The sequence below is a fragment of the Arthrobacter sp. efr-133-R2A-63 genome, assembly GCF_030209795.1.
In the GTDB taxonomy this organism is placed as follows: domain Bacteria; phylum Actinomycetota; class Actinomycetes; order Actinomycetales; family Micrococcaceae; genus Arthrobacter; species Arthrobacter bambusae_A.
The window spans coordinates 45,539-66,693 of the sequence record NZ_JARVRG010000020.1 but is presented as its reverse complement, the minus strand read 5'-3'; the positions used below and the strand labels follow the sequence as shown (position 1 = coordinate 66,693).

General features: G+C 63.8%; 19 protein-coding genes. 4 read left to right on the top strand and 15 right to left on the bottom strand.

The genetic code is table 11. The features are described from left to right. Positions 1–6: 6 nt before the first annotated feature. From ftsW to QRN45_RS20910, 12 genes are all read right to left on the bottom strand, one after another. Positions 7–1,311, bottom strand: a complete 1,305-nt coding sequence (gene ftsW, locus QRN45_RS10580; protein ID WP_241710353.1) for a putative lipid II flippase FtsW — start codon at positions 1,309–1,311, stop codon at positions 7–9. Positions 1,312–1,313: 2 nt separating this feature from the next. After that, positions 1,314–2,915 carry a UDP-N-acetylmuramoyl-L-alanine--D-glutamate ligase gene (gene murD, locus QRN45_RS10575; protein ID WP_284763284.1) on the bottom strand — a complete coding sequence of 534 codons (1,602 nt, stop codon included), beginning with the start codon at positions 2,913–2,915 and terminating at the stop codon, positions 1,314–1,316. After that, on the bottom strand, positions 2,897–4,006 hold the full coding sequence (mraY, locus tag QRN45_RS10570; protein WP_078105572.1) for a phospho-N-acetylmuramoyl-pentapeptide-transferase: 1,110 nt from the start codon (positions 4,004–4,006) through the stop codon (positions 2,897–2,899). Before mraY ends, murD begins: the two co-directional genes overlap by 19 nt. Beyond that, entirely contained in the window at positions 4,003–5,493 is a 1,491-nt protein-coding gene (locus QRN45_RS10565) for a UDP-N-acetylmuramoyl-tripeptide--D-alanyl-D-alanine ligase (protein ID WP_284763282.1), read from the bottom strand. The genes mraY and QRN45_RS10565 overlap by 4 nt, the downstream gene beginning before the upstream one ends. Positions 5,494–5,499: 6 nt before the next feature. Next, positions 5,500–7,137 carry a UDP-N-acetylmuramoyl-L-alanyl-D-glutamate--2,6-diaminopimelate ligase gene (locus QRN45_RS10560; RefSeq protein ID WP_502870710.1) on the bottom strand — a complete coding sequence of 546 codons (1,638 nt, stop codon included), beginning with the start codon at positions 7,135–7,137 and terminating at the stop codon, positions 5,500–5,502. A gap of 155 nt (positions 7,138–7,292) precedes the next feature. Further along, on the bottom strand, positions 7,293–9,089 hold the full coding sequence (locus tag QRN45_RS10555) for a peptidoglycan D,D-transpeptidase FtsI family protein (RefSeq protein ID WP_502870712.1): 1,797 nt from the start codon (positions 9,087–9,089) through the stop codon (positions 7,293–7,295). A 54-nt stretch (positions 9,090–9,143) separates the two neighbouring features. Continuing rightward, the gene (gene ftsL / locus QRN45_RS10550) at positions 9,144–9,809 is read right to left on the bottom strand and encodes a cell division protein FtsL (RefSeq protein ID WP_284763280.1); all 666 of its coding nucleotides are present in this window, start codon (positions 9,807–9,809) and stop codon (positions 9,144–9,146) included. Then, a complete protein-coding gene (gene rsmH, locus QRN45_RS10545) occupies positions 9,806–10,804 on the bottom strand; it encodes a 16S rRNA (cytosine(1402)-N(4))-methyltransferase RsmH (protein ID WP_241710348.1) in 999 nt (332 codons plus the stop codon). The genes ftsL and rsmH overlap by 4 nt, the downstream gene beginning before the upstream one ends. 179 nt (positions 10,805–10,983) lie before the next feature. After that, positions 10,984–11,415, bottom strand: a complete 432-nt coding sequence (mraZ, locus tag QRN45_RS10540; protein WP_059389147.1) for a division/cell wall cluster transcriptional repressor MraZ — start codon at positions 11,413–11,415, stop codon at positions 10,984–10,986. A gap of 377 nt (positions 11,416–11,792) precedes the next feature. Continuing rightward, positions 11,793–12,155, bottom strand: coding sequence for an SCO2097 family morphological protein (locus QRN45_RS10535; protein WP_241710347.1), 363 nt, complete (start codon positions 12,153–12,155; stop codon positions 11,793–11,795). Between the two features lie 236 nt (positions 12,156–12,391). Further along, on the bottom strand, positions 12,392–13,594 hold the full coding sequence (gene dinB, locus QRN45_RS10530) for a DNA polymerase IV (RefSeq protein ID WP_284763310.1): 1,203 nt from the start codon (positions 13,592–13,594) through the stop codon (positions 12,392–12,394). Positions 13,595–13,776: 182 nt separating this feature from the next. Further along, the gene (locus QRN45_RS20910; RefSeq protein ID WP_350309765.1) at positions 13,777–14,076 is read right to left on the bottom strand and encodes a hypothetical protein; all 300 of its coding nucleotides are present in this window, start codon (positions 14,074–14,076) and stop codon (positions 13,777–13,779) included. A gap of 25 nt (positions 14,077–14,101) precedes the next feature. Between QRN45_RS20910 and QRN45_RS20905 the strand changes: the two genes are divergently transcribed. Together QRN45_RS20905 and QRN45_RS10520 are read left to right on the top strand one after the other, a co-directional pair. Then, positions 14,102–14,290 (top strand): hypothetical protein, encoded by a 189-nt coding sequence (locus QRN45_RS20905; protein WP_306872086.1) that lies wholly within the window; start codon positions 14,102–14,104, stop codon positions 14,288–14,290. Between the two features lie 74 nt (positions 14,291–14,364). Further along, positions 14,365–15,378, top strand: coding sequence for a polyprenyl synthetase family protein (locus tag QRN45_RS10520; protein ID WP_241710372.1), 1,014 nt, complete (start codon positions 14,365–14,367; stop codon positions 15,376–15,378). A 105-nt stretch (positions 15,379–15,483) separates the two neighbouring features. Here the strand turns inward: QRN45_RS10520 and QRN45_RS10515 are convergent, their stop codons facing one another. Further along, a complete protein-coding gene (locus tag QRN45_RS10515; RefSeq protein WP_059389151.1) occupies positions 15,484–15,837 on the bottom strand; it encodes an Rv2175c family DNA-binding protein in 354 nt (117 codons plus the stop codon). Further along, on the bottom strand, positions 15,830–16,105 hold the full coding sequence (locus tag QRN45_RS10510) for a hypothetical protein (protein WP_241710277.1): 276 nt from the start codon (positions 16,103–16,105) through the stop codon (positions 15,830–15,832). Before QRN45_RS10510 ends, QRN45_RS10515 begins: the two co-directional genes overlap by 8 nt. Between QRN45_RS10510 and QRN45_RS10505 the strand changes: the two genes are divergently transcribed. Then, entirely contained in the window at positions 16,062–17,438 is a 1,377-nt protein-coding gene (locus tag QRN45_RS10505) for a lytic transglycosylase domain-containing protein (RefSeq protein ID WP_284763279.1), read from the top strand. The two genes, QRN45_RS10510 and QRN45_RS10505, sit on opposite strands and share 44 nt — an antisense overlap. A gap of 74 nt (positions 17,439–17,512) precedes the next feature. After that, on the top strand, positions 17,513–19,603 hold the full coding sequence (gene pknB / locus QRN45_RS10500; protein ID WP_284763264.1) for a Stk1 family PASTA domain-containing Ser/Thr kinase: 2,091 nt from the start codon (positions 17,513–17,515) through the stop codon (positions 19,601–19,603). A 71-nt stretch (positions 19,604–19,674) separates the two neighbouring features. Here the strand turns inward: pknB and QRN45_RS10495 are convergent, their stop codons facing one another. Then, complete coding sequence (locus tag QRN45_RS10495; protein ID WP_502870709.1) at positions 19,675–21,102, bottom strand: class II 3-deoxy-7-phosphoheptulonate synthase; 1,428 nt, start codon at positions 21,100–21,102, stop codon at positions 19,675–19,677. Positions 21,103–21,155: the final 53 nt, after the last annotated feature.

Here is a 21,155-nt window from a genome sequence, read left to right as displayed (position 1 = left end):
GGAGTGCTATGTACGCTTTCGTGCAGTTTTCGCAAGTCGCCAGCGCGGCTTGGAACGGCTGGCAGGAGCCATTTGGGCGCGGGCCAAAGACAACACTACGCCCACGCCGCATAGGGACATCACCAATGCTGAACCGCCATAGGAAATGAAAGGCAGGGGAACGCCGATCACCGGCAGCAGGCCGGCCACCATGGCCATGTTGATCGCGGCCTGACCAAGCATCCACGCCATGATTGAGCCGCCGAGCACGCGGGCGAACAAGTCTTCCTGGTGGCTGACAACCCGGTAGATGGCAACGGCAAGCAGCGCGAAAAGCACCAGGACCACGATGGTCCCCACGAGGCCGAGCTCCTCCCCGATGACAGCGAAGATGAAGTCGTTGTGGGCTTCGGGAATCCACTGGTATTTTTGCCGGCTCTGGCCAAGGCCAACTCCGAACCAGCTGCCTGAGGCAAGGGCGCTGAGCCCTTGTTCGCTCTGGAAGCCGATGTCACTCGCCCCGGCGCAGCTCTGCCCCATCCACGAGGTGATCCGGCACATCCGGTTTCCACTGGTCACCGCAAGTACCAGTGCTACCGCGGCGGCAACACCCCCCGCCCCGGCGAAGAGCTTCAGGTTGACGCCGCCGAAAAACAGGCCGGCCGCCATGATCAACATGACCACCAACGACGTTCCAAGGTCGTGCCCCAGGACAATCAAGGTAATGATCACGCCGGAGACCGGAACGATCGGGATCAGTGCATGCGTCCACTTGTCGAGGAGCTTGGCCTTGACGGAAAGGACCGTGGCCATCCAGAGCACCAGCGCGAACTTGGCGAATTCCGATGGCTGGAAGGTGAAGCCTCCGATCTCGATCCAGTTCTGGTTGCCCAGCACGCGCTTGCCGATAATGAGGACCAGCACCAACAAGGCGCCGGCAAGAATGATCGAGGGCCACGCGAATCTCTTCAGCCACAGGACGTTGACCCGTGAAAGCACCAGCATCGCAACGATGCCGATGGCGGCGAACATGCCTTGCTTGGTGGCGATCGAGTAGGGAGACTCGCCGGCCGCAATCGCTTCGACGCTGGACGCCGAAAGGACCATGATGATCCCGATCGCCGTGAGCGCGAGCGATGCGCCGAGAATCAGGTAGTACGTAGACCCGTTCCTGGATTTGCCGCTTCCCTCAAGCGTTGACCAGAAACCAGCTATCCCGGAGCGAATGCGGAATAGCAGGGAGGCTCGGGCAACGCCGGCCGCGCCTCGAGCGGGGTCTGGGTTCCCGGCCCGGGTCCGCCCGGGACCGCTGCGCGTGGGCGTGCTGACCATTGTTACTCCTCGGTGGTCTGTGCCTGGCCTTCCACAAGCTCGCGCACTGCCCGGATGAAAGCATCGCCACGGTGAGCGTAGGAAGAGAACTGGTCCATGGAGGCAGCCGCCGGGGCCATCACCACAGTATCGCCGGGCTCGGCGATACCTGCTGCCGACTCGACAGCATGGGCCATCACGGTGTCGCCGAAGATCGGAGACGGTTCCGCGGCGGCACCAGCTGAATCGGCGGACTGCACCATTTCAGTGTCGCCCTTGGGCTGCCCGATTACGGGCACATCCGGCGCGTGTCGCTTGAGGGACGCTTCCAGGTCAGTGGTGTCCGAGCCGATCAGCACCACCGCCTTGAGCCTGGGCGCGTTGCTTTTGACCAGTTCGTCGTAGTTGACGCCCTTGGACAAACCGCCCGCAATCCAGACGACCTTGGTGAACGCCGACAGGGCCGCTGACGCGGCGTGCGGATTGGTCGCCTTGGAGTCGTTGACCCAGAGCACGCCGTTCTGCTTGGCCACGGGCTGGATGCGGTGGTCTCCCGGAAGATAGTTCCTGAGCCCCTGGCGCACTGCGGACGGTTCGACGCCGTAGGCCCGCACCAGCGCGGCCGCGGCCAGCGCGTTGGCAACCATGTGGCGCGGCGCAGCGGGACCCAGATCAGCCATGGACGCAAGTTCCTCTGCCGAACTCTTGCGTTCTTCGATGAACGCGCGGTCCACGAGCAAGCCCTCGACGACGCCGAGCATGCTGACGGCCGGCGTCAAGGTGGTGAAACCGATTGCCCGGCAACCTTCGACCACGTCCGCGTTTTCCACCATGCGTTCGGTCTCGATCTGTTCAGCGTTGTAGATGCACGCCTTCTGGGTGTTCTCGAAGATCCTTGCCTTGTCGGCAAGGTAGGAGTCGTAGGAACCATGCCAGTCGACGTGGTCCTCGGCGACGTTGAGGCAGACGCTGGCCACAGGGGAAAGGGATTCGATCCAATGCAACTGGAAGCTGGAAAGTTCAACCGCGAAAGCGTCATACTCCACGGGGTCGCGGAGCGCGTCCAGGATGGGAGTGCCCACATTCCCCACGGCGATTGCTTTGAGCCCGGCTGCCTGCAGCATGGCTTCGGTCATGCCCACCGTCGTGGTCTTGCCGTTGGTGCCCGTGATCGTGAGCCAGTCCGCCGTCTTGCGGCCCTTGCGTTCGCGGACCCGCCACGCGAGTTCGACGTCGCCCCACACCGGCACGTGGGCCCGCTTGGCCGCTGCCAGGAGGGACTGGTCCGGCCGCCAGCCGGGAGACGTCACGACGAGTTCGGCCTTTTCGCCGTCCACGCGGGGCAGCGTTGTGACGGCGTCCTGGCCAAGGAGGACGTCGGCTGCGCCGACTATCTTCAAGGTGTCAGCCTGGGCGAGGGCTTTTGCGCTGGTGGCCGCGTCAACCACCACCACCCGTGCGCCGAGTTCGATCAAGGTATCGGCGGCCGCGAAACCGGAGACGCCAATGCCTGTCACGACGACGCGCAGGCCCTTCCAGTCGGAATCCCAACTGACGAGGTTCCGGAGCCGATCATTCGCCGATGGCTTGGTTTGAGGACTTGCGCTCACAGCAGCACCACCCATTCAGCATAGAAAATCCCCAGGCCCGCGGCCACGAACAGGCCGCAAAGAATCCAGAATCGGACAACCACCGTGATTTCGGCCCAGCCCTTGAGTTCGAAGTGATGCTGGAGGGGGGCCATCTTGAAGACCCGCTTGCCCTTGGTGACCTTGAAGTAGCCCACCTGGATGATGACCGACAGCGTGATGAGGACGAAGAGTCCGCCGATGATGCCCAGGAGGAGTTCGGTGCGGGAGAGGATCGCAAACCCGGCGACTGCGCCGCCGATAGCCAGGGAACCGGTGTCTCCCATGAAGATCTTCGCCGGAGACGTGTTCCACCACAGGAAGCCCACCAGGGCGGCACTGCAAATGGCCGCCAAGAGCGCCAGGTCGAGCGGGTCGCGGACCGAATAGCAGCCGCTGCCCGCCTCGCGGGGTGAACCGCAGGCCTGGTTGTTCTGCCAGATCCCCATGAGCGTGTAGGCCCCGAAGACCATGATGGAGGCACCGGCCGCAAGGCCGTCCAGCCCGTCCGTGAGGTTGACGCCGTTGGTTGCGGCCGTGACGATCAGGTTCGACCAGATGACGAACAGGATGGCCCCAAGGACCGTCCCCCCAAAGGCCAGGTTCAGCCAGGGAATGTCCCGCACGAGGGAAATGTGCGTGGAGGCCGGCGTGATTCCCTGCGAGTCGGGGAAGTTCAGGACCAACACTGCGAAGACAATGCCGACGAAGGCCTGGAGGATCAACTTGGCTTTGGCATTGAGTCCGAGGCTGCGTTGCTTGGAGATCTTGATGAAATCGTCGAGGAAGCCCACGAATCCCATCCCGACCATGAGGAACAGCAAGAGCAGGCCCGAAGCCGACGGGCCCGCTGATCGTGGATTCATCATCCACATGATCAGGTGGGTCAACCCATAGCTGATGAGCACCGCGGCCACGACGACGGTACCGCCCATGGTGGGAGTACCGCGCTTGGTGTGGTGGGACGTGGGTCCGTCGTCGCGGATGAACTGGCCGTAGCCCTTCGTGACGAGGAACCGGATGAAGAGTGGCGTACCGACCAAAGCCACCAGGAGGGCGACGCCCGCGCCGATCAACAGTGCAATCACAGCAGCTCGTTCCCTTCATTTGCGGCAGTTGCAGCCGCGGTGTTCGCACTCGTTCCGGCCTGTGGGGGTAATGCTATCCGATCCCCCAAATACCGTAGGCCGACCCCGTTCGAGGACTTGAAAAGCACCAGGTCACCGGGTGCGAGCTCGGCCTGCAGCAGTTCGTAGGCCTCGTCGGCCGTTTCGGTGAAACTGCATTCCTCGCCCCAGGAGCCCTCCTGGATCGCGGAAATGTACAGCGCCCGGGCTTCGCGGCCAACCACGACGAGCCTGGAAATGTTCAAGCGGACCACTTGCGTGCCCACTGCCGTGTGTTCGCGGATGGAGTCTTCGCCAAGCTCCAGCATCGCGCCCAACACCGCCCAGGTACGGCGTCCCTGGCCGAGGTCGGCGAGGGTGCGCAAGGCTGCACGCATGGATTCCGGATTCGCGTTGTAGGCGTCGTTGATGATGGTAACGCCGTCTGCCCGCTCAGTGCGTTCCATTCGCCATCGGCTGGCCGGCGACTGCTCGCTCAGCGAGTCGGCAATCGCGGCGGCAGGGAGGCCCGCAGCGAACGCTGCGGCCGCGGCAGCCAGCAAGTTGGTGATGTGGTGCGCACCGATGAGCTTGCTGTGGACGCGGTGCGGCATCCCGCCGTCGGGCAGGTGGAGTTCGAATTCGGGGTGGCCGTCGCCGTCGATATCGGCGTTCCTCGCTTCGACCGCGGAACCGGATACGCCCGTGGCCGTGGTACCCAGCACTGTGGCCCGGGTGCGGGAGGCCATCGCCGCGACCCGCGCGTCGTCGAGGTTGATGACGGCGGTTCCATCGAGACCCAGCGCTTCGACGAGTTCGCCCTTGGCCTTGGCGATGTTCTCCACGCCACCGAACTCGCCGGCGTGCGCGCTGCCTACGCACAGAACGACGCCGATGTCCGGTTTGACCATCTCGGCAAGGTACGTGATGTGGCCCACGCCGGTGGCGCCCATTTCGATCACGAGGTAGCGGGTGCCGGCATCGGCTCCGAACACGGTGAGCGGCACGCCGACCTCACCGTTGTACGAACCTTGCGGTGCCACCGTGGCTCCGGCCCAGGAAAGAACGCCCGCGAGCAGGTCCTTGGTAGTGGTCTTGCCCGCCGAGCCCGTGATGCCGATGACAGTGAACGGCTCCCCCTGGGCGGCACGTGCGGCACGGATGCGGCGCACCGACTCTGCGGCCAGGGCACCCATCGCGATCACGGCGTCATCGACGACGACGGCGGGGTAGGGCCGTCCGTCGTCGTCGGAAACGTCGCGCTCGGTCAGCGCCAGAACGGCACCGCGCTCAAACGCGGCGCCCACGTAGGCATGGCCGTCGGCGTTCTCTCCGGGCTTGGCCACGTACAACGATCCGGCAGCCGCCTCACGGGAATCGGTAACGACGGACACCGGGACAATGCCCGGGTCCGCTGCCAATCGGCCATTGGTAATATCGGCGATGTCCGCCGCAGTAAGTGCAATCATCTCGGTCTAGGACTCTATCCGCTCGTCCGTGGAAACCTTGAATCCCCTGGCTGTCAAGGCCGCCCGGAGCTCCACCCGGTCATCGAGGGCAAGGTTGACGCCCTTCACTTCCTGCCAGACTTCATGGCCGCGCCCTGCGATCAGGACGGTGTCAGCTTCAGTGGCCAGGTCCACGGCTTGGCGGATGGCAGCGTCCCGGGGGAACGCCTCGATGATTTCGCACGCAACGTCCTCTGATGCGCGGGCGGCACGCGCCCCGGCGAGGACTTCCGCACGGATCGTCGTGGCGTCTTCGTCATGGGGATCGTCGTCGCTGACAATCACGACGTCGGCGAGCCGGGCGGCGATGGCGCCCATGGTCGGCCGTTTGCCCTGGTCACGCTGTCCTGTGGCCCCGAAAACGACAATCACGCGGGATCCGGGTGCTTGCGAACGTACGGCCTTCAGCGCCCTCGCGAGGGCGTCCGGGTTGTGCGCGAAATCGACAACGGAAGCCGGGGCTTCGGAGATCAGCTGCATCCTGCCCGGCACGGAAACGGTGAAGGGGTCGTGCCTGTCCAGGGCCGCCTGCAGGGCATGCGGGTCGATGCCGGAGTCGAGCACCATGATGGTGGCCAGGGCCGCGTTGGCGACGTTGAAGTCCCCCGGCAGCCCTGTATGGACACTCAGGACCGTTCCATCCCGGTGGCGCAATTCGAAGTCAGTTCCAAGCCCGCGTTGCTTGACCGACTCCACCGTCCAGTCAGCGTCGCCCCCAGGCGTGGCCGACAGCGTGGTCACGGGAATTCCTGCCTCGTCGGCCAGCAAGCGCCCCCAGGGGTCGTCCACGGTCACTACGGCACGCCGTGCGTGCGCGCTCGTGAAGAGTTCCGCCTTGGTCCGGAAGTACTCGTCCATGCTTCCGTGCAGGTCGAGGTGGTCTTGTGTCAGGTTGGTGAAACCGGCAACATCGAACGTCACCGAGTCGACCCTGTGGAATGACAGGGCGTGGGAGGACACTTCCATGGATGCCGCGTCGAGACCACGTTCACGCATGAGGGCGAGCAAGGCGTGGACATCCGTGGACTCGGGCGTCGTCAGCAGGCTCGGGATGGCTTCACCCCCGGCAAGGATTTCAATCGTCCCGATGAGGCCGGGGTTCATGCCCAGGGCGCGCAGGAGGGAGTTGATGAAATACGTCGTGGTGGTTTTGCCGTTCGTTCCGGTCACTCCGAAAAGTGTGGGCGAACCCCCGTCGAGCGGCTGGCTGCGGTATATGAGGGCAGCGAGGGTCCCGACGGCGGCCCGGGGGTTCCCGACGATCAGCACCGGAACGGCAAGGTCGTCAAGTGCCAATTGCCGGGCGCCCTCTTCATCGCTCAGGACCGCCACGGCACCGGCAGCCACCGCTTGGGCGACGAAGTCGGCCCCGTGACGGGTGGCTCCGGGCAGGGCCAAGTACAGATCCCCCGGCTCGACAGTGCGCGAGTTGAGGGATACACCGGTCACCGAGGTGCCGCCCGTGTCCGGGGGCAGCGCGATTCCAAGGGAGGCGGCAATGGCCTCGAGGGGAACAGGCGCCACGACGGCTGGACGGAAGCCGGGGTTGTCCGTAGCCGGCGGGTTCCCTGGAGGGATCGATACGGCGTCATTCTGCTCTGACAAGGTGGTCTCCGTTGGTACTCGTAATACTGGCCGCGGGAGAATCATGGGACTCCCGGAACGGCATGGGTGGATCGTAAAGTGGCCGGACAGATGCCCAACAAGCTTACTTGGCGAAACTGGGCTACTTGCCGTACTGGCGTGAAGTGCCGTGCCGGCTACTTGCCGTATTGCGGGAACCGCGCCGGAGTGCCGGTGGACGGCGGGACGTTGTAGGTGCGCAGCACCTGGCCCATGACCGAGCGGAAGATCGGTCCTTGGGTGATGCCGTAGATGTTCCCTTTGGGGCGCTGGACAACCACCTCGACAATGAACCGTGGATTCTCCATGGGAGCCATTCCGATAATGGACGCGGTGTAGCCGTCGAATCCGGGCAGGCCATCTTCGCGGGGCGCTTCGGAGGTTCCGGTCTTGGCGCCCACCCGGTATCCGTCGATGCCGGCGTCTTTCACTTCGCCCATCGTGACGTTGCTCTCGAGGATGTCACGGACCTGTTGGGCCGTGTCCGGGGTGACAACCTGCCGGGAATCCTTGGCGGGCACCTTGTTCTCCACACCGTCGGCTCCCACGTAGCCATCGATGAGCCGCGGTTGGATCATCACGCCGCCGTTGGCCACGCTTTGGTAGGCCCGGACGGTCTGGAGCGTGGACTGGGACACACCTTGGCCGAACAACACGGTGTATTGCTGCCGGTCGTCCCATTGATCCGGCTTGGCGAGAATGCCGGTCGATTCGGCGGGAAGCCCGATGTCCGGGGCTTCGCCGATGCCGAAGCGGGTGAGGTAGTCGTAACGCTGCTGCTTGCTCAGGCGGCTGCCGATCATCACGGTACCGGTGTTCATTGAATAGCCGAGGATACCGGCGAGGGTCCTCTGCTCAGTACCGTGCACGAAGGCATCAGTGAACGTCTGACCGTCAATGGTCAGGGCCGGTGGAATCGTGACGGTGTCCAGCGGGCTGGACTTCCCTTCGTTGATGGCGGCCGATGCCGTGATCATCTTCTCGACGGAACCAGGCTCGTAGGCCGCCGTCACGGACCGCACGCCGCGGTCCGCGGCCGCGACCTTCCCTGGGTCGTTGGGGTCGGGAGCGTTCGTGTCCGCCATCGCGATGATGTTGCCGGTCTTGACGTCCTCGACGACAATCGATCCCCACTCGGCATTGAGCTGGTTGACCTGGGTCTGGATCGCTTGCTGCGCAAAGTACTGGATGTCCGTGTTGAGGGTCAGTTTGACGTCCTGGCCGTTCACGGCGGGTGTCAGCAGGTCGGTCGCCACGGGAATGCGAAGCCCGTCGGCGCCGATCTCGAAGACCCGCTTGCCGTCCTTGCCGCGCAGGAGGGCGTCCTGGGTCTGCTCAAGGCCGGCCTGGCCCGTGGTGCCGTCCTTGAGGAAGCCGATGACGCCCCCGGCGACGCTCCCGTTGGGATAGACACGCTTGCTGACGCCTTCCGAAACCACCCCCGGGATGTGCAGCTGTGAAATCCGGTCTTCGACGTCCGGCTTCACTTCCTTGGCCACGACGTTGTATTTCTTGACGCCGGTCACCGCCTGGGTGACCTGGTTGACGTCCATCCCCAAGGCGCTGGCAAGTTCTGCAATGCCCTGGGACCTGGAGATCGTGTCTATGGCCTGGGTCTGGGTGTTGAAACGAGGAAACTGATCGGTGTTCGTATTGACCGTTTGGTCCACCACGATGTCGTAGCGGATCACACTGCTGGCGAGGACGGTGCCGTTGGCGTCAAGGATCTTGCCGCGTTCGGCGGGCAGGATGGTGGTTGTCAACCTGTTGTTATAGGCCGCCTCGGCCAGGCCTCCGACGTCGAGGCCCTGGACCAGGAACAACTTGCCCCCGATCACCAGCAACAGCGTCAGCATGATTCCGAGGCCGATGCGCAGGCGCTTCTTCGCCACCGGCGTTCTCTTGTTCTTCGGTTTGCCGGTTTTCTGCACCACGTCGATTCCTTGCTGCTTGCCTTGCTGTTTACCTGACATCAGGTCGGCTGGACGCTACTGCCCGGGTACCTTCTGCTGTGGAACCGGGACCGAACCACCGTGAAGATCCACCACCGGCGGCTTGGGTGCCGCAGGAACCACGGGCGCCTGCGGTTTGGCCGGCGTCGGGTCGGCCGTCCCGCTGGGTTTGCGGCTGTCAAGCGAATCATTCTTGGCGGGCGCGGAAGCTTGCACGCTGGACTGGCCTGCAACCGCAGGGGCGGCGATGACGGCACCGGGATTCTGTCCCTTGGCTGCCGGCGTGGCTTTACCTGTGACCGTCAGAGTGTCCAGATCGATCTGGCCCGTGGCAGTGGAAGCTACCATTCCCAATTCTGCGGCCTTGGCGGCCAGATTCTGGGGAGCTTGGTAGTTCTGCACCTGCTGTGTCAGATCCTGGTTCTGCTTGTTCAGGGACGCATCGTCGTTCCTGAGCTTCACCAAGTCGTATTGGGCCGTGGAAACCGAGATGTTCAGCACAAGGACCGTCATCAAGGCCGCCGCCAGCACGCCGAAGCAAAAGACGACGAAGGGAGTCCGCCGTCGTCCGGGAACACTCTGCACGAGAGAGAGCGGGGTCCGCGCCTTGCGGGTCGCGTCGCGCTCCGGTCCTCGGGCGGGCAGGGCACGCGCGGTGTTGCCCACAGTGGTCGGCAGGATCTTCGCGGCAGCGGTGCTCATGCTGTTCTCCTCGCTTTGATGCGTTCCACGGCCCGCAGGCGGGCAGATGCCGCACGCGGGTTTTCGGCGATTTCTTCGGGTGTCGGCACTTCCGTGCCCTTGGTCAAGGTTTTGAATTCCGGTTTGTGCTCCTCCAGCTCCACCGGGAAACCGAGCGGGGCCGATGACTTGGACCGGGACTGGAAGACGGACTTGACGATCTTGTCCTCGAGGGAGTGGTATGACATCACCACTACCCGTCCCCCCATCGCTGAGGCTGAGAGAGCGGCAGGAACTGCTCTCTCCAGGACATCGAGTTCCTCGTTGACTTCAATCCGCAAGGCCTGGAAAGTCCGCTTGGCCGGGTGCCCACCGGATTTCGCAGCCGCCGCGGGAACAACCCCGCGGATCTGCTCGACGAGTTCGCCGGTGGTGGCGAATGGCTTGGAGGCCCTCGCCGTGACGATGCGGTTGGCGATCCTGCCCGCAAACTTCTCTTCGCCCCACTTGCGGATGATCCGGACCAGGTCTTCTTCGGAGTAGTTGTTGACGACGTCAGCGGCCGTCTGGCCGCGGCTGGTATCCATCCGCATGTCCAGGGGCGCGTCGTAGGAGTAGGCAAAGCCGCGCTCCCGCTCGTCCAGTTGGAGGGACGACACACCAAGATCCATGAGGATCCCGTGCACTTCGGGGATGCCAAGGTCGGTAAGGACATCTTCGATCTCGTCGTAGACCGCATGGACGAGGTCAGTGCGGGCCGAAAACGGTTGCAGTCGCTCTCCGGCGAGGGCGAGGGCCTCTTCGTCCCGGTCTATCCCGACAAGGTGCAGGTCGGGGAACCGCTGCAGCATCGCTTCGGAGTGGCCGCCCATTCCCAACGTGGCGTCGATGGCCACGGGCGTTTCGCCGCGGCTGCGGGCCGCTTCAAAACCGGGGGCCAACAAATTGATGCACCGGTCCTTCAGGACCGGTACATGTCGCTCCGAGGTTGGTTTTGGGGCGTCTTGCTCCTCCATGCGGCCTCCTCAGAGCTGAATTGTTCGTCTGTCAGTCGGGTGGGTCGCTTCTTGAGCCGGATCCCCATCCGCGCCTATCGCAGCGTCTGCCTGGCTCCGGGGAAGGTGAGCCAGGAAAACAATGTGATGGGCGGCTGGAGATCCCGTCCAAGAAGCATTGCTGTTTCCTGTCCCGGTTTCTAAATGAACCCGGGAAGGTTGTCGTCGTCGGTCTCCGAGAAGGCGGCTTCCTTCTCGGCCAGGTACTCGTCCCAAGCCTGGGCATCCCAGATCTCTGCGCGGGTTCCGGCGCCGATGACCGCCAATTCCCGCTCGAGACCTGCGTAGCTCCGGAGCGCCGGCGGAATCGTCACGCGCCCCTGCTTGTCAGGTACCTCGTCAGAGGCTCCGGACAGGAAAACCCGGATGTAGTCACGCGACTGCTTGGAGGAGATAGGGGCCTCCCGCATGGATTCGTGAATACGTTCGAATTCCCGCTGGCTGAAGACGTAGATGCAACGCTCCTGGCCCCTTGTGAGCACCAAGCCGTCAGCAAGTTCCTCGCGGAACTTGGCGGGAAGGATGATCCGGCCCTTTTCGTCCAGACGGGGAGAATGCGTGCCAAGAAACACTGGCCCACCGCCCCCATCCGTAAAGGTGCCCGTACCTGCCCCACGCCGCCACTACCCTCTTACTTGCTCCACTTTACTCCACAAGCCCCCACAGTCAACGCAATCCGGCGTGTTTCTACCCCACTTTCGAATGCTGGAGCCTGAAAACACAGGGATTCCAGAGGTGGTTGGCAGTGGAGGAGGCTTGGCGCGGCGCTGCGGGCAGCCGCACGACGGCGGCTTCAGGGTCGCGTAGGCAGGCTCGCGAGGCGCGGCCAACCTGGGGTTAAATGCGAAAAGACCCGGTTTTCGGGTCTTTTCGCAATCAGGCCGGAGCCTGGTGGTGCAATGTGGAGGACTCGTCATCCGTGAACGACGAGCCTGCGGATGGAGCGCTCTTACTCCTCGCCGCGGCGGCGCTCGTCCCAGCGTTCCTCGAGGTTGCTCATGAAGGAGTTCCGCGCCTTACCAGGCTTGGCACTCTTCGATTTGCCGCCGGCTGCCCTTCTCAGGGTGGCGAAGTACACGCCGGCGCCCATGACAATGAAGCCCAACACCCCAAGGAAGATGTTCTGCAAGGACACACCTACCAACAACAAGAGAATCCCGGCGATAGTGCCTAGAACGCCAATAACGATGTGCCTGGTCGACCATGAGCGAATGGGGTCAGAGCCCATTGAATTGGCAAACTTCGGATCGTCCTCATGCAGTTGCTTCTCGAGTTGCTCGAGGAGCTTCTGTTCGTGCTCCGATAGGGGCATCGCGACCTCCTTTAGTCGGCCAGCGCCTGGATACGTCGCGGCCGTTGCCTCTGTTCCCTAGAAACGGATGAACCCAAAAAAGGGTTCCCGAAGACCGGGTCTTGTGAACACGGTCTCACGGAACAGACACAACAGAGCAATTTATCCAGACGGTCTAAATCTGTGTATCTCTAGGATAGTTTGTTGGCCGCTGTTCTGAAAGACACGCCGGAGGCACGCGGGAGGCTCATCGCCGCCTAGGGAGAGCCCTCCCCGTCAGGCTCCGCATGCGGTTCCAGAAGTGCAGCCGGAAGGACGGTTTTGTTGCCGAATCGCTCGGCGACACGGTCAAGCGCCTGCTCGGCGGCACGCCAGTTGTCGTCCCTGCGATCGAGGCTCAACTGCAGCGAGGCATGCTCGGCAGGCTCGAGCTGCTCGGCCCGGACTCCAACAAGGCGCACGCTCATGGGCCGCTCCCCCAAGGACGCCAGCAACTGGCTCGCCACCTGATAGATCAACTGGGCGCTGTCCACCGGCGTATGCATTGTCTTGCTGCGGGTGATGGTCGAAAAATCCGCATACCGCAGCTTCAGCGCTATGGTCCTGGCCACCATTCCCGCAGTCCGCAGCCGTGACGCGGTTCGATGGGAGAGCCTGAGCAACTCACGGTGCAGGAGAGCGTCATCCGGGGTGTCCATAGCGAACGTTTCCTCGGAGCCGATGCTCTTTTCGAGGCGCGTGGGCGTGACTGGCCGCGGGTCCAGGCCCATCGACAACCGGTGGACATGCTCTCCCGAAGCGCCGAGGACCTTTTTCAAGGAAGAAGGCGGCGTGGCCGCAACATCGGCCACGGTCCGGATGCCCAATCTCGCGAGCACATCGGCGGTCTTCGCCCCGACGCCCCACAAGGCGTTCACGGGCAGGCTGTGCAGATAGGCCACGGTCTGTCCCGCCTCAACAAGCAGCAATCCGTCGGGTTTGCAGCGTGTAGAGGCAATTTTGGCAACGAACTTATTGGCGGCAATACCCACCGACGCAGTGATTCCCAGCTCTGAGGCAACGCGGCGCCGGATCAGATGGCCGATCTGGAGGGGCGGACCAAGCCTCCTGATGGCGCCGCCGACGTCCAGGAAGGCTTCGTCCACGCTCAACGGTTCCACGAGGTCCGTTATTGATTCGAATATTCCCATCAACTGCCGGGACACCTCGTAGTAGAGGCTGTGGCGGGGCTCGATGATGACCGCCCGGGGGCACATCCGCATGGCGTTGGCCATGGGCATCGCGGACTTCACGCCCAACGCGCGCGCTTCGTAGGAAGCGGACAGGACAACCGAGCGATCCACCGGGAACCCCACAATGACGGGCTTTCCCTTGAGTTCGGGCCGGGTGCGCAATTCCACTGAGACAAAAAAGGCATCCATGTCCACGTGGAGGATGCTGGTGCGCCTCAGTTCCCGCAGGGCAGCGGGATCCGGAGCGACTTCCTGGCGGGGGCCCCGCCCGTTGTCCTCTGCTTGTGGTCTCACAGGGAAATCCTATGCCGCGGCGCTGGTTACTGGACGCCGCGTCCGGCGTCCTAAACTGGAGGCAGCATCCGGCGTCGTCCCCAGGAGGAAATCCCTGTGAAGCTCTTTGGAAAGCCTCAACCCGTCAGCCTGGCCCTGTTGGCCACGGGCGTCGCGTTGACCATATCGGCTTGCGGGTCGTCCCCGGCAAGCACGGCATCCCAAGGGGCGGCGCCAGCATCGTCAGGGGCGGTCACTGCCTCGGCAAGTCCGGCGCCGGCTACCACGTCCACACCCGCGGCCGGAGCTGCGGCGAAAGTCGGCGCCCTGGTCCCTGGATTCCCGCAGCAACTGATTCCGTTGATGCCCCAGGCGGCGGTCGAATCCAGCAGCTTCGACAAGAACTCCTCCCCGGCGTCGGTGGCCTTGGTCGGCACTGTTTCGTCCCCGTCGGACGCAGTCGTGGCCTTTTATACCTCTGCGCTCACCGCGCAGGGCTTCAAGGAAGTTCCCGGCAACACTGTGGGAAGTATCAAATCAAAGGACTTCCTCCGTGGCGACAATGAAACGGTGAATATCTCGGTGGTGGAAACCGCGGGCAAATCCACGTTCACCATCGGTGCCAACGTGGCCGCCGGGTCGATCAAGTGACCCCGGAGAACCTCGGCTCGGAACAAAGCCGTTTCGTGGCCGATGTCGCCGCCAAACTCAACGGCTTCCTCGGTATGCAACAGGAAACCATGGCCACCATCTCCCCCGACGTGGCTCCCCTCATGGGTTCGATCACAAGCCTTGTGACAGGTGGCAAACGGCTCCGGGCCCTGATGTGCTACTGGGGGTGGCGAGGCGCTGGAGGCGAGTCCGCGCATCCGGACATCATCACTGCCGGCTGCGCCTTGGAACTCTTCCAGGCGGCAGCCCTGATCCACGATGACATCATCGACCGCTCTGATACGCGGCGTGGAGGCCCCAGCGTCCACAAGCGGTTCAGCCAGCTCCATGAGGGCGAAGGCTGGGCCTTGGACAGCGAACGGTTCGGTCATGCGGCGGCGATTCTCACCGGAGACCTGTGCCTGTCCTTCAGCGAGGAGGCCTTCACGGAGATTGGCGGCCGGGCCGCCTCCGGTACACCCGCGCGACGGATCTTCAACCTGATGCGCGCCGAGGTCATGGCCGGCCAGTACCTGGACATCCTGGAGGAAGTCGCCGGCCCGGTCAGGGACCGCGCAGGCGCCGTCCACCGTGCCCAGTCCATCATCCGTTTCAAGTCGGCGAAGTATTCGACGGAACACCCCTTGGCCCTTGGAGGCGCCCTGGCCGGTGCCAGCGAGGAACTCCTGCAAGGCTACTCAGCCTTCGCGTTGCCATTGGGTGAGGCCTTCCAGCTGCGCGACGACGTCCTGGGAGTATTCGGAGACCCCGGAACCACCGGGAAGCCCGCGGGAGATGACCTCCGCGAAGGCAAGCGGACCGTGCTGGTGGGCTTCGCCATCAACCAGGCCGGTGCCGCGGATTCGAAGTACATCGATACCATGCTCGGAAGGCAGGACCTTGGCGAGGCCGAGGTTGCCGAGATCAGGCGGATCATAGTGGATTGCGGAGCGCTCGAAGCCACGGAATCAATGATCGAGGAACTGAGCAACGAGGCTTTCGAGGCCTTGGAACGCCTCCCCCTGGCTGAGCTCCCGCTTACCGCACTCAGGCAATTGGCCGAAGCCGCCGTCAGCCGCGCCGCGTGAACTCTTGGATAAATCCAGGTTAAGGTCAGCTTAAATACCCGCCTTAAATACAGTGGTGGCGATCAGCTTGCTGATCGCCACCACTGTATTTAAGGCAGGATTCCCTTACCAGGCCAGCGATTGGGCCCTGCGTCGGATTTCAGTTTTGCGACCTTCGCGGAGCGCATCGACAGGGCGGCCACGCAGCGACTCATCCGGAGTGAAAAGCCACACAATGAGCTCCTCATCCGTGTACCCGGCATCGCCAAGCACTGCGATGGTGCCTTTCAGGCTATCCACCACATGACCGTCCTGGATAAAGAGGGCAGGAATCGAACGGATATTGCGTTCGCCCACTCTCACAGCCACCACTGCACGCTCATCCAGAAGACCGTGGACCTTGGTGATTGAAACGTTCAGCAGCTCTGCCACATCGGGCAGCGGCAGCCATTCGGAAACGAGGCTTTCTACATTACTCACGGATCAAGATTGCCACGCCCTCGCGCTTTGCGCCTAGCCAGACGGGCAGCAGGGGCCGAATTAGTGCCTTCGAATTGCCCAAGAATCGAATGCGCAGTGATTTCTTGTGCGGAATCGAAAAATGTGAGAGATTCACATTGATCACATTTGCATCACTACTCACTTTAGTAACACTGGCAACAGCGGCATTCCCAACGTCCGCTGCTGAGATGAGGATTGCTCCCATGACGACGCCCCGCTCGCCCAAGAAGACAACGAGCATGCCCATAATTGCGGCCACCACAGCGGCGCTGCCCGCCGTCATGCTCTCTTCACTGGCGCTCGCCCAGCCGGCAACCGCGCTTCCGGCGGTACAAACCCAGAAGATCCCCGCATCATTGGCTGCGGCCATCCAGGCCCAGGCTCAGGCGTCGGCCGTGCCTGCGAACGTCATTCCCGCGTCTGCGGTTGCTGCGACCATTCCGGCCGCCATGCAGCCCATGGCACCCGCGGTTCCGGCCACCTACACCATCGTCCGGGGCGATACCATCAGCGGCATCGCGGCCCGCTACGGGTTGAACACCAACACCGTCCTGCAGCTCAATGGGCTCTCGGCCAACACCATCATCTACCCGGGACAGCAGATCAAGTTGTCCGGTTCCGGGGCTGCTCCAAGCGCGCCGGCGCCCGCGCCCAGGCCGGCACCCAGCCCGGCGCCGTCGTCGGCTGCCAGCTACACGGTGGTCCCAGGGGACACCCTGGGCGGCATTGCCGCCCGCCACGGCGTCGCGCTGTCCGACGTCTTCAATTGGAACGGCCTCAACGGCCGCTCCATCATCTACCCGGGACAGAAGATCAAGGTGAGCGCGGGAACGAGCGCACCGGCTCCGGCGGCACCGGCCCCGGCGGCCCCGGCCCGCCCTGCGGCGCCGGCGGCACCTGCGCTTGCCAACACCGGCTCGTACACCATCAAATCGGGAGACACCCTGGGCGGCATCGCGAACCGCCTTGGCGTGTCCCTGTCATCGCTGCTGTCGGCCAACAAGCTGTCGATGAACACCATCATCTATCCGGGGCAGAAGCTCGCCATTCCGGGCGCTCCTGCCGCACCGGCCCCTGCTCCCGTCAGCACCCCGTTGGTCCCGAGCACATTCCTGGGCTACCGGTACCCGGACGCTGTGGTCAGTTCAGCCAACGCGAACAAGGCCCTGCTCAATGCGTCCCCGGTCCCCAGCACCGCCCAGATGAAGGGCATCGTGGCTGACACTGCTCGTCGGATGGGAGTGGACCCGTCGTTGGCCATGGCATTCGCCTACCAGGAGTCCGGCTTCAACCAGCGGGCGGTCTCTCCCGCCAACGCCATCGGCACGATGCAGGTTATTCCCTCCTCCGGCGAGTGGGCTTCCGAGTTGGTGGGCCGCAAGCTCAACATCCTGGACCCGTATGACAATGTGACCGCCGGCGTCGCCATCATCCGGGCCCTCGTCAACACGAGCAAGGACCTGCCCACTGCCATCGCAGGCTATTACCAGGGACAGTACTCGGTGAGCAAGCACGGCATGTACGACGACACCAAGGCCTACGTCGCCTCGATCCTGGCCCTGAAGAAGAACTTCAGCTAAACCACATCGCATAACCCGGGCCCGGATCGCCATGTCGATTCGGGCCCGTGTTTTTGCTCAACTAGGATCGTAGGGTGCAGGAACAAGTTTCGGACCATCTCCTCGGATCCCTCGTGGACGGGCGCTACCTGGTGCGGTCGCGCCTTGCAGGCGGCGGAATGTCAACCGTCTATCTCGCCACCGACGAGCGGCTCGATCGCGACGTGGCGCTCAAAGTGCTGCATCCGCACCTGGCCAACGACCAGAACTTCCTGGACCGCCTGCAACGCGAGGCCCGGGCCGCGGCCAGCCTTTCCCACCCGCACGTCGTCGGAGTCCTCGACCAGGGACAGGACGGCCACATTGCCTACATCGTCATGGAGTACATCAAGGGCCACACCCTGCGGGACGTCCTCAACGAGAAGGCAGCGCTTCCGCCCCGGCTGGCCTTCGCACTGATCGATCCCGTCATCGAAGGGCTGGCCGCGGCCCACTCGGCGGGGCTGATCCACCGCGACGTGAAACCGGAGAATGTCCTCATCGCCGACGACGGCCGCATCAAAGTGGGCGATTTCGGCCTGGCCCGGGCGGTCACCGCGACAACCAGCACCGGTGCCCTGATCGGCACCGTCGCGTATTTGGCTCCCGAGCTCGTCCTCGGCAAGCCCGCCGACGCCCGGAGCGACATCTACTCCACAGGCATCATGCTTTACGAAATGCTGACCGGTGGCCAACCCTACGCGGGCGAGGTTCCCATCCAGGTTGCCTACCAGCACGTCAATTCGGCCGTCGCTCCGCCGTCGCTCGCTGTGCCCGGACTTGCCGCGGACGTGGACGAACTCGTCCAGTGGTGCACCGCGAAGGAACCCGAAGAGCGGCCTGTGGACGGTTCGGCACTCCTGTCGGAACTGCGGCACATCCGTACAACGTTGAGCGACGCGCAACTGGACATCAACCCGCCGGCTGCCAAGGCGGCAATTCCGGAAGGCCATCAGGAAGCGGCCGGGGCAACCGCCGTCGTCGCGCCTTTCCACGCCGAACGCACGGAACCCCTCGAACGGATCGGCCGTCCGACGGAGATCATCTCCAGCCAGCGCAATCCAACCACGGTGCTTCCGCCGTCGCGGTTCTCCCCCGGCGCCACGGCTTTCGACATCCAAGTGCCGCAGGACCGGGAGCCCGAGGCGCCGGACGAAGCCCCGGCGAGCAAGCGCGACGTCAAACGGATGGCGCGCCAGGAAGAGAAGGACCGCGTCCGGGCCGCGGCCACGCCGTCGCGCTCGTTGCGCGAAGGCAATCCGCGCCGCCGGGCGGTGATCTGGACGATTGTCGTGATTGTCCTGGCGATCCTGGCCACTGCGGCAGGCTGGTTCTTCGGGATGGGGCCCGGCTCGCCCGGAACCATTCCGGACACCAAGAACAAGACAGTGGCGGAGGCACAGCAACTGCTGAGAACCGCCGGCTTCCAATCCGAGCCCAAGGATGTATACGACGACGACGTCACAGCCGGGTTGGCGGTTGGAACGGAGCCCGCGTCCGGCCAGGTGGTCCGGAAGTTCCAAGCGGTGTCGCTTTTCGTCTCGAAGGGCCCACAGTTGTTTCCGCTTGCTTCGATGTCGGGATTGACACTCGACCAGGCCAAGAATGCCCTGGGCGTGGCCGGAATGACACTCGGCCAAGTCACCGGGCAGTATGACGACAAAGTGCCGTCAGGCTCGATCATCTCCCAGTCCCCGCCCCAGGACACCGCAGTCCGCCACGGTACCCCGGTAGCGCTCGTGGTCTCCAAGGGACCGCAGCCCCTTCCCGTTCCCGACGTCCGCGGCATGAACCAGCAACAAGCCGTCCAGGCGATCAGCGACGCCGGATTGACCGCGAAAATTGCGCCGGAACCCGTCAATGACAAGAAGGTCCCCGCAGGCGCCGTGGTCAGCCAGAGCCCCGCCAACGGCACTTTGGTCCGGGGTGACTCTGTCACGTTGACCCTGTCCAAGGGACCGAAAATGGTGCATGTCCCCAACTTCATCGGCAAGCAGGCAGACGCCGCCCGCAAGGCCCTGGAATCGCTCGGATTCGACGTCAAGATCAACAACATCCTGGGTGGCTTCTTCGGGACCGTCCGGGACCAGAACCCCGTGGACAGCGATGCGCCGGAGGGTACCGTCATCACCTTGACAGTGGTTTAGGACGCGCGCAGACAGGAAAGGCGATCCGGAATATTCCGGATCGCCTTTCCTGTCTGCCGTGCACGTCTGGACTACCGATTGGTGAGCGCCCCGGCTACGAGGAATGCCATTTCGAGCGACTGCATGTGGTTCAGGCGGGGGTCGCACACCGACTCGTAGCGGTCCAGGAAGGCGTCCTGGTCAATGGGATCGGCGCCACCAAGGCATTCCGCGACGTCGTCGCCGGTCATTTCCATGTGCAGGCCACCCGGTACCGTGCCGAGGGCGTGGTGAACTTCGAAGAAGCCGCGGACTTCATCCACGACGTCGTCGAAGTTGCGGGTCTTGTACCCGTTGGGCGAGGTGACCGTGTTCCCGTGCATCGGGTCCGTGACCCAGAGAACCTGGGCGCCCGAGGCAGTGACCTTCCCGACGACGGCGGGCAGCTTCTCGCGGATGTTCTTGGAGCCCATCCGGGTGATGAAGGTGAGGCGGCCAGGCTCGCGGTTCGGGTCCAGCTTGTCAATGAGCCGCAGCGCGTCGTCTCCCGAGGTCCCGGGACCGAGCTTGACGCCGATGGGATTGCGCACGCGGGACAGGAAATCCACATGCGCATGGTCGAGCTCGCGCGTGCGCTCACCGATCCAGAGGAAATGCCCTGAGGTGTCGTACGGAAGCCCGGTGCGGGAGTCAATTCGGGTCAGGGCCCGCTCGTAGTCGAGCAACAATGCCTCGTGGCTCGCGAAGAACTCCACGCGCTTGAGGGCTTCGAAATCGGCACCGCAGGATGCCATGAATTTGATGGCTCGGTCGATGTCCCGTGCCAGGGACTCGTAGCGCGCATGGGCGGGGTTTTCGGTGAAGCCCTTGTTCCAGAGGTGCACCAGGCGAAGATCGGCGAAACCACCCTGCGTGAAGGCGCGGATGAGGTTCAGCGTGGAAGCCGAGGTGTGGTAGGCCTTCAGCATGCGGCTGGCATCGTGGGCTCGGGATTCCGGGGTGAATTCGTAGCCGTTGACGATGTCGCCGCGATAAGCGGGCAAGGTCACGCCGTCGCGGGTTTCGTCGTTCGACGAACGGGGCTTGGCGAACTGTCCGGCCATGCGGCCCATCTTGATGACGGGCATGGCCGCACCATACGTGAGGACAACGGCCATCTGCAGGATGGTGCGGACCCGGGCGCTGATCTTGTCCGCCGTCGCGTCCTCGAAAGTCTCGGCGCAGTCGCCGCCCTGCAACAGGAATGCCTTGCCCTGGGCCGCAGCCGCCAAACGCTCGCGCAATACGTCCACTTCGCCAGCGAAGACCAGCGGCGGAAGCACGGAGAGTTCTTTGACGGAGGCATCGAAGACACCCCTGTCGGTCCAGGTGGGTTGCTGCGAGATAGGCAGCCGGCGCCAATCGTCCAAGCCGGGATAGTTTGCCGCGCCGCTTTGCGCGGTGCTGGTCAGGGGGCTGCCCAGGGAACTGGTCAAGGGGCTCGTCACGGACGGTGCGGGGTTCGCGGATAGCTCAGTCACTCTCCAAGACTAGTTGCCTTGCCCGCTGTTCGGGGCACGGCTTCCGTAACCCT

Coding starts and splice junctions, on each gene's coding strand:
- ftsW (WP_241710353.1), bottom strand. CDS start 1,311: ATGGTCAGCACGCCCACGCGCAGCGGTCCCGGGCGGACCCGGGCCGGG.
- murD (WP_284763284.1), bottom strand. CDS start 2,915: ATGGGTGGTGCTGCTGTGAGCGCAAGTCCTCAAACCAAGCCATCGGCG.
- QRN45_RS10565 (WP_284763282.1), bottom strand. CDS start 5,493: ATGATTGCACTTACTGCGGCGGACATCGCCGATATTACCAATGGCCGA.
- ftsL (WP_284763280.1), bottom strand. CDS start 9,809: ATGAGCACCGCTGCCGCGAAGATCCTGCCGACCACTGTGGGCAACACC.
- rsmH (WP_241710348.1), bottom strand. CDS start 10,804: ATGGAGGAGCAAGACGCCCCAAAACCAACCTCGGAGCGACATGTACCG.
- QRN45_RS10535 (WP_241710347.1), bottom strand. CDS start 12,155: ATGCCCCTATCGGAGCACGAACAGAAGCTCCTCGAGCAACTCGAGAAG.
- QRN45_RS10520 (WP_241710372.1), top strand. CDS start 14,365: ATGCAACAGGAAACCATGGCCACCATCTCCCCCGACGTGGCTCCCCTC.
- QRN45_RS10505 (WP_284763279.1), top strand. CDS start 16,062: ATGACGACGCCCCGCTCGCCCAAGAAGACAACGAGCATGCCCATAATT.
- QRN45_RS10510 (WP_241710277.1), bottom strand. CDS start 16,105: ATGGGCATGCTCGTTGTCTTCTTGGGCGAGCGGGGCGTCGTCATGGGA.